This is a genomic window from Lacticaseibacillus baoqingensis (genome assembly GCF_003946165.1).
Classification (GTDB): Bacteria; Bacillota; Bacilli; order Lactobacillales; family Lactobacillaceae; genus Lacticaseibacillus; species Lacticaseibacillus baoqingensis.
In genome coordinates this window covers 38290-44771 of the sequence record NZ_RHOI01000024.1, presented here as the reverse complement: position 1 = coordinate 44771, position 6482 = coordinate 38290, and the positions used below count along the sequence as shown (strand labels likewise).

Sequence of the window (6482 nt, the reverse complement as noted above, 5' to 3'; positions counted from 1 at the left end):
AGAATACCGAAAACTTGCCCTCCAAGAAGCTGCTTAACTAAATTTTTTTGATTGTCCAACCTCTTGGGTTCACATCACAACTGCAGTGCCTTTTTGGCAGCGGGCATGCGCTCAATAATCGGGATTGTAGATCGTATAAGTTTGATCTGCGGTCGTATGCCAACTAAATGAAGTGTTCGCATCGTTTTCTTTGGTACTTTGGTTGGCCACCGTCGTACTGTCTAGACCTAGTGCCGCGCGCAGCTTATCCGAAACGCGCTGGAGCTCGTCGTTAGAAGGCACTTGGTAGTCTAAGTAGTCGCCGTATAAGTTGGAATAGATCTTTGCGGATTGGCCTTGTAAGGTATCGGTTTTGATGGTGCCGGTGGCCGCACGGTAATTCGTGAAGATCGTGGTCATGTCATTGAAGGTCAAGTTGGTTTGGATATTATTGGAGACAGTTTTCAACAATTGGTTGAACTTGGTGAGGCCGTTGAGGGAGATCGCCTTTTTCAAGATCGCCTTGATCACTTGCTGCTGGCGCTGTTGGCGGCCATAGTCGCCTTGCGGGTCTTCATGGCGCATCCGCGCATAAGCCAGCGCCTTGGCCCCGTTGAGATGCATCGGGCCTTTGGTGAAGTGCCAATTGTGAGAATGTGAATCCGTATAAGAAAATGGCACGTTGACGTCGATCCCGCCAACGGCATCGACCACATTTTCCAAAGCACCCATATTGATCGTCATATAATATTTGATCGGGACATCCACCAGCTTAGACACGGTGTCGATGGCCATGTCGGAGCCGCCCACGTTATAAGCGGCGTTGATCTTTTGCATGTTGAATGATTCTGTGCCGATCAACTGGGCGACGGTATCGCGCGGGATCGACACCATGGTGGTGGTTTTCTTTTGCGGATTGACGACCGCAACGATCATCGTGTCGGAATTTCCTTTATACGAACGCCCTAAAGCGCCAGTATCCACGCCTAGCAATAGCGCGGCAAAAGGCTTCTTATCACTGATGGTGGTGGCGACGGCTTGATTTTTTAAGCCGGAATAGGTGCTGTCTAGGGCATATTTGGTTTGGCTATACAGCCTCAAAGCGTATGCTCCGCCGGAAAATGCCAAGATCCCAATGATCACAAGCACCCACCTGATCCAAGGAAAACGGGATTGCTTGGGGGGATGGCGTCTGGAACTGCGCGTTTGCATGGGCGGCCTCCTTATTTACTTATCCAGTGTACCGCCATCAGAATCTGTTGCGATGGTGAGACGGCCGATTTTAGCGCTTTTTAACGTTTGTGGGAAAATCCTTGCAGCTTTTAGTATAACATTGCCGGCTTAGGGGTTGCATTCTGTGACGAAACTGGTTATAGTATCAGTTGTGGTTAGCACTTAACTATTGCGAGTGCTAAAATCAAAAATGTTTATGGAGGGATTGCCTTGTTAAAGCCATTAGGAGACCGCGTTATCGTTCAAGTCGTCGAAGAAGAGGAACAGACTGTTGGAGGAATCGTATTAGCCAACAATGCCAAAGAAAAGCCTCAATCTGGTAAGGTCGTTGCGGTCGGTGCTGGCGCACAGACCCCAGAAGGAAAAGTCTTACCACTTACGGTTAAGGTCGGCGACGTCGTGGTTTATGACAAGTATGCCGGTTCTGAAGTGAAAAATGATGGTGAAAAATATCTGGTCTTACACGAAAAAGACCTGATGGCCATCGTTGAATAATCGTTGCTCAAACGCTGTTGAGTGACTTATTAAAATAACAATTATGAGGTGAAATTACACATGGCAAAAGAAATTAAGTTCTCTGAAGAAGCTCGCCGCTCCATGCTTGCCGGTGTTGACAAGCTGGCGGATACCGTCAAGACGACACTTGGGCCTAAGGGACGCAACGTTGTTTTGGAAAAGTCTTATGGCTCTCCTGAGATCACTAACGATGGTGTGACCATTGCCAAAGGGATCGAATTAGAAGATCACTATGAGAACATGGGCGCTAAGCTGGTCGCTGAAGTCGCATCCAAGACCAACGATATCGCTGGTGACGGGACCACGACTGCGACCGTATTGGCCCAAGCGATCATTCGCGAAGGCATGAAGAACGTGACTGCCGGGGCTAACCCAGTCGGCATTCGCCACGGGATCGAATTAGCCACTGCCGCTGCAGTTGACGAATTGCATAAGATCTCACATAAGGTTTCTGGCAAGAAGGAAATCGCCCAAGTCGCTTCGGTTTCTTCTGCTAATGAAGAAGTCGGCAACTTGATCGCTGACGCCATGGAAAAAGTTGGCCATGACGGTGTGATCACCATCGAAGAATCTAAAGGGATCCAAACTGAACTTTCCGTTGTGGAAGGGATGCAGTTTGATCGTGGCTACTTGTCTCAATACATGGTCACAGACAATGATAAGATGGAAGCGGATCTGGATAACCCGTATATCTTGATCACCGACAAGAAGATCTCCAACATCCAAGACGTCCTCCCATTGTTGCAAGAAATCGTGCAACAAGGTAAGGCATTATTGATCATTGCCGATGATGTTGACGGTGAAGCATTGCCAACCTTGGTCTTGAACAAGATCCGCGGCACCTTCAATGTGGTTGCTGTTAAGGCCCCAGGCTTTGGCGATCGCCGCAAGGAACAACTCCAAGACATCGCGACTTTGACCGGCGCAACAGTGATCACTGCCGACCTTGGGTTAGACTTGAAAGACACCAAGCTTGAACAATTAGGCCAAGCTGGCAAGGTCACCATTACTAAGGATAACACCACCATCGTTGAAGGGGCAGGCGACAAGGCTGCCATTGACGAACGTGTGGCAACGATCCGCAAGCAAATCGAAGAAACCACCAGTGATTTTGATCGCGAGAAGCTGCAAGAACGCTTGGCTAAGCTGGCTGGCGGCGTGGCTGTGATCAAAGTTGGGGCCGCAACTGAAACCGAACTCAAGGAACGCAAGTATCGGATCGAAGATGCGCTCAACGCGACTCGGGCTGCGGTTGAAGAAGGCTACGTTGCCGGTGGCGGTGTGGCTTTGATCAACACGATCAAAGCGGTCGCTGACCTCAAAGAAGACGGCGACGTTCAAACTGGGATCAACATCGTTTTGCGGGCCCTCGAAGAACCAGTGCGGCAGATCGCTGTTAACGCTGGTTTGGAAGGTTCCGTCATCGTTGACCGCATGAAGAAAGAAGACGTGGGCTTCGGCTACAACGCCGCTACAGATAAGTGGGAAGATATGGCCAAAGCTGGGATCATCGACCCGACTAAGGTGACCCGCTCTGCCTTACAAAATGCGGCTTCTGTGGCTGCTTTGATGTTGACCACTGAAGCGGTTGTGGCTGACAAGCCAGACGAAAATGCGCCAGCAGCCCCTGCAGCTAACCCTGCAGCCGGCATGGGCGGCATGATGTAATCAGCATCACACTAAAAGGCAAGCTGACTTTTCAGCTTGCCTTTTTCTTTGGCGCTTTTGGCCGGGTTTTAGATTGCTTTTCGCGTCGTGCGGGTGTATATTGTGCGCAAGTCAAACATCACGGGGGGATGCGTCATGTTTAAACGTCACAAACCGGACTTACACGTCCTATCAGCATTGACTGCCGCCATTGCGGCGACAGCGGCGATGCCGAAGTTGCAACAACAGTTGATGCAGTTTTCCAGTGATTACCAACAAGGTAAAGTGAGCCGGGTGGCCATTGGCGTGTTTTCCAGCCGCATTTCCCGTGTGATCTATCGGCATGATTACCAAGTGCCAACCGAGGTCTTGACCTTATTGTCTTTGCTCAATCAAAGTACGACGACAGCAGATCCTGGGTGGTCATAAGCAAAAAAGTCTGGCGGCAGCGCCAGACTTTTTTAATGCATCCGGCAATTATGCTATCATGAACTAAAGGAGTGAACGTCCATGAAATTAATTGAAAACCCGATCCGCTTAAATGCGAGTCTGCACAAGATGCTGCCTTATACCATGCGCTACCTTTATGGGAAGCATAACGGCACAGTCAAAATGTTTCGGTTGTATACCCTCGGTTCGGTGCATGTGCATTATGTCGAAGGGTTTACCAAAACCGACGTGATCTTGACGCATGAGCATCGCCAGATCAAGCAAGAAGAAATCGATTTCGTGATCGGCAAGCTGTTTCCTGAAGCAGCCAAAGACCAATTGCGGGTCGATCCAGAAGCAAAGCCCGAAATTGAAGCGGCGGTGCGGCGCAAGCTCCCATTCAAAGATATGGTGATCATTGAATTGCCAACCGCCTAAATGCGGAAAATCCCATCAAGAAGGCTTTTTGAAGCGCTTGGTAGGATTTTTATTTCGCTAGATTTAAAGTACTGATAGCTTTTCAGAAAGTGATGCGCTAGAATAGCTTCTGTTTGTTTTCTAGAAATGGGAATGGAGAAACGAAATGGCTCATTTGAAACGCTTATTAGTGGGGAAACCCCTCAAATCCAATGAGGAAGGGGGGCAAAAGCTCGGCAAGCTCAAGGCCTTGGCGATGCTATCCAGTGATGCTTTATCCAGTGTCGCATACGGGACTGAACAGATCGTCTTAGTATTGACGACGTTGTCGGCGGCGGCTATTTGGTATTCACTGCCGATCGCCGCGTTCGTGTTGATCTTACTGTTGGCCTTGACGATGTCGTATCGGCAGATCATCCATGCTTACCCAAGCGGCGGCGGCGCTTATGTCGTAGCCAGCGAGAATTTAGGGCAAAATGCCGGCTTGGCGGCTGGCGGGAGTTTGTTGATCGACTATATGCTGACGGTGGCGGTATCGACGTCAGCTGGGGCTGAGGCGATCACCAGTGCGATCCCAGCGTTATATGGCCATCAAGTCGCGATTTCATTGGTGATCATCGTGATCTTGGCACTGATGAACTTGCGCGGGATGAGTGAATCGGCGAATTTTTTGATGATCCCGGTTTATTTATTTGTCATTTCCATCACGGCGATGGTTTTTTGGGGCTTGTATCAAATCGCCACCGGGGCGATCCCGTTTCGGGCTACGGCAGTCGTTGGCGGCGTCGTGCCAGGGATCTCTGCGGCACTGATCTTCCGGGCTTTTTCCAGCGGGTCAAGTTCGTTGACCGGGGTCGAAGCGATCTCAAATGCCGTGCCGTTTTTCAAAAAGCCGCGTGAGCACAATGCGGCGTCGACCTTAGCGATCATGGCCGCGATCTTAGGCTTCTTCTTTGCCGGGATCACGTTTTTGAACTATTGGTATGGCATCGTGCCAGAAGCCAAAGTCACGGTGTTATCGCAAGTGGCTGCGCGGACGTTTGGCAATGGCGGCATCATGTATTATGTCGTTCAATTTGCCACCGCCTTGATCTTGGCAGTGGCGGCTAATACCGGATTTTCCGCGTTTCCAGTGTTAGCGTATAACTTGGCCAAAGACAAGTATCTCCCGCATATGTATATGGATCGCGGGGATCGGCTGGGCTATTCCAATGGGATCTTGACGCTGGCGGTAGGATCTGGGTTATTGATCACGATCTTCCAAGGGTCCACCGAGCGGTTGATCCCGTTGTATGCAGTGGGGGTGTTCATTCCGTTCACCTTGTCCCAATCAGGCATGATCCGCCATTGGTGGCGCAATCGCGGCCGCGGCTGGATCGGCAAGAGTTTTGCCAACTTCTCTGGGGCGTTGATCTCTTTTGCGATCTTGGTGATCTTGTTTGTTTACCGGCTGCCAGACATTTGGCCGTTTTTCATCATCATGCCATTGTTGATCGTGGTGTTTTATCAGATCCATACGCATTATAAAGAAGTGGCGGCGCAGCTGCGCTTGCCTGAAGAAGTCCAAAAACACGAGTACTCAGGCTCGACGGTGATCGTTTTGGTCGGTAATGTCACGCGGGTAACGCGCGGGGCGTTGAATTATGCCCAGACCATCGGGGATTATGTCATCGCCATGCATGTGTCGATGGATGAAAATCCGAACAAAGAACATGAGACGCAAGATGAATTCAAGCGCGATTTTCCAGATGTGCGGTTCGTCGATGTGCATTCGTCTTATCGCTCGATCACCGGGCCAACGATCCGATTTGTGGATATTATCGCCAAAAATGCGGCGAAGCGAAACTTCACTACCACGGTTTTGATCCCGCAATTCGTGCCGAAAAAGCCTTGGCAAAATATCTTGCACAACCAGACCAACGTCCGGCTGCGGACGGCATTTGCCTCGCGTGAAAATGTCATCATCGCCACGTATAGCTACCATCTCAAGCGTTAAGGCATGGTCGCGCAAGGAAAAAAAGAAGCTGAGAGCCAAAGCGGTTTTAGCCCATCACAACAGCGCCTTGGCGCCACGATTCGCCTTTAGAATCGCGACTCCAAGGCGTTTGTGTTGCTGGACGAAAATACACTTGTAATTAGTAAGCGAATATGGTGCGGTTTGGCCAAGATCCGACGGCTTGCTGCTAGTTGCCAAGCCGCACAACCAGTGCGTGGCCGGCTTTTGGCCAGTCGGATCGGTGCCGTTGCGTTGTTGCTATGGG

At 50.3% G+C, this 6482-nt stretch carries 6 protein-coding genes; 5 read left to right on the top strand and 1 reads right to left on the bottom strand.

Annotated features, from left to right (window positions below; translation table 11 throughout):
- Window positions 1-111: 111 nt before the first annotated feature.
- Window positions 112-1191: an LCP family glycopolymer transferase gene (locus EKM91_RS09900; RefSeq protein WP_125753515.1), complete on the bottom strand. Its 1080-nt coding sequence runs from the start codon at window positions 1189-1191 to the stop codon at window positions 112-114.
- 231 nt (window positions 1192-1422) lie between these two features.
- On the opposite strand from EKM91_RS09900, the gene groES reads away from it, so the two are divergent.
- The 5 genes from groES to EKM91_RS09875 all read left to right on the top strand — a co-directional run bounded on the left by groES (window position 1423) and on the right by EKM91_RS09875 (window position 6217).
- The gene (groES, locus tag EKM91_RS09895) at window positions 1423-1707 is read left to right on the top strand and encodes a co-chaperone GroES (RefSeq protein WP_125753512.1); all 285 of its coding nucleotides are present in this window, start codon (window positions 1423-1425) and stop codon (window positions 1705-1707) included.
- A gap of 60 nt (window positions 1708-1767) precedes the next feature.
- Window positions 1768-3396 carry a chaperonin GroEL gene (gene groL / locus EKM91_RS09890; protein ID WP_125753508.1) on the top strand — a complete coding sequence of 543 codons (1629 nt, stop codon included), beginning with the start codon at window positions 1768-1770 and terminating at the stop codon, window positions 3394-3396.
- Between the two features lie 135 nt (window positions 3397-3531).
- The gene (locus tag EKM91_RS09885; RefSeq protein WP_125753505.1) at window positions 3532-3804 is read left to right on the top strand and encodes a hypothetical protein; all 273 of its coding nucleotides are present in this window, start codon (window positions 3532-3534) and stop codon (window positions 3802-3804) included.
- Between the two features lie 81 nt (window positions 3805-3885).
- Complete coding sequence (locus EKM91_RS09880) at window positions 3886-4242, top strand: DUF1827 family protein (RefSeq protein WP_125753502.1); 357 nt, start codon at window positions 3886-3888, stop codon at window positions 4240-4242.
- A 145-nt stretch (window positions 4243-4387) separates the two neighbouring features.
- Window positions 4388-6217 carry an APC family permease gene (locus EKM91_RS09875; RefSeq protein ID WP_125753499.1) on the top strand — a complete coding sequence of 610 codons (1830 nt, stop codon included), beginning with the start codon at window positions 4388-4390 and terminating at the stop codon, window positions 6215-6217.
- The last annotated feature ends 265 nt before the right edge of the window (window positions 6218-6482 follow it).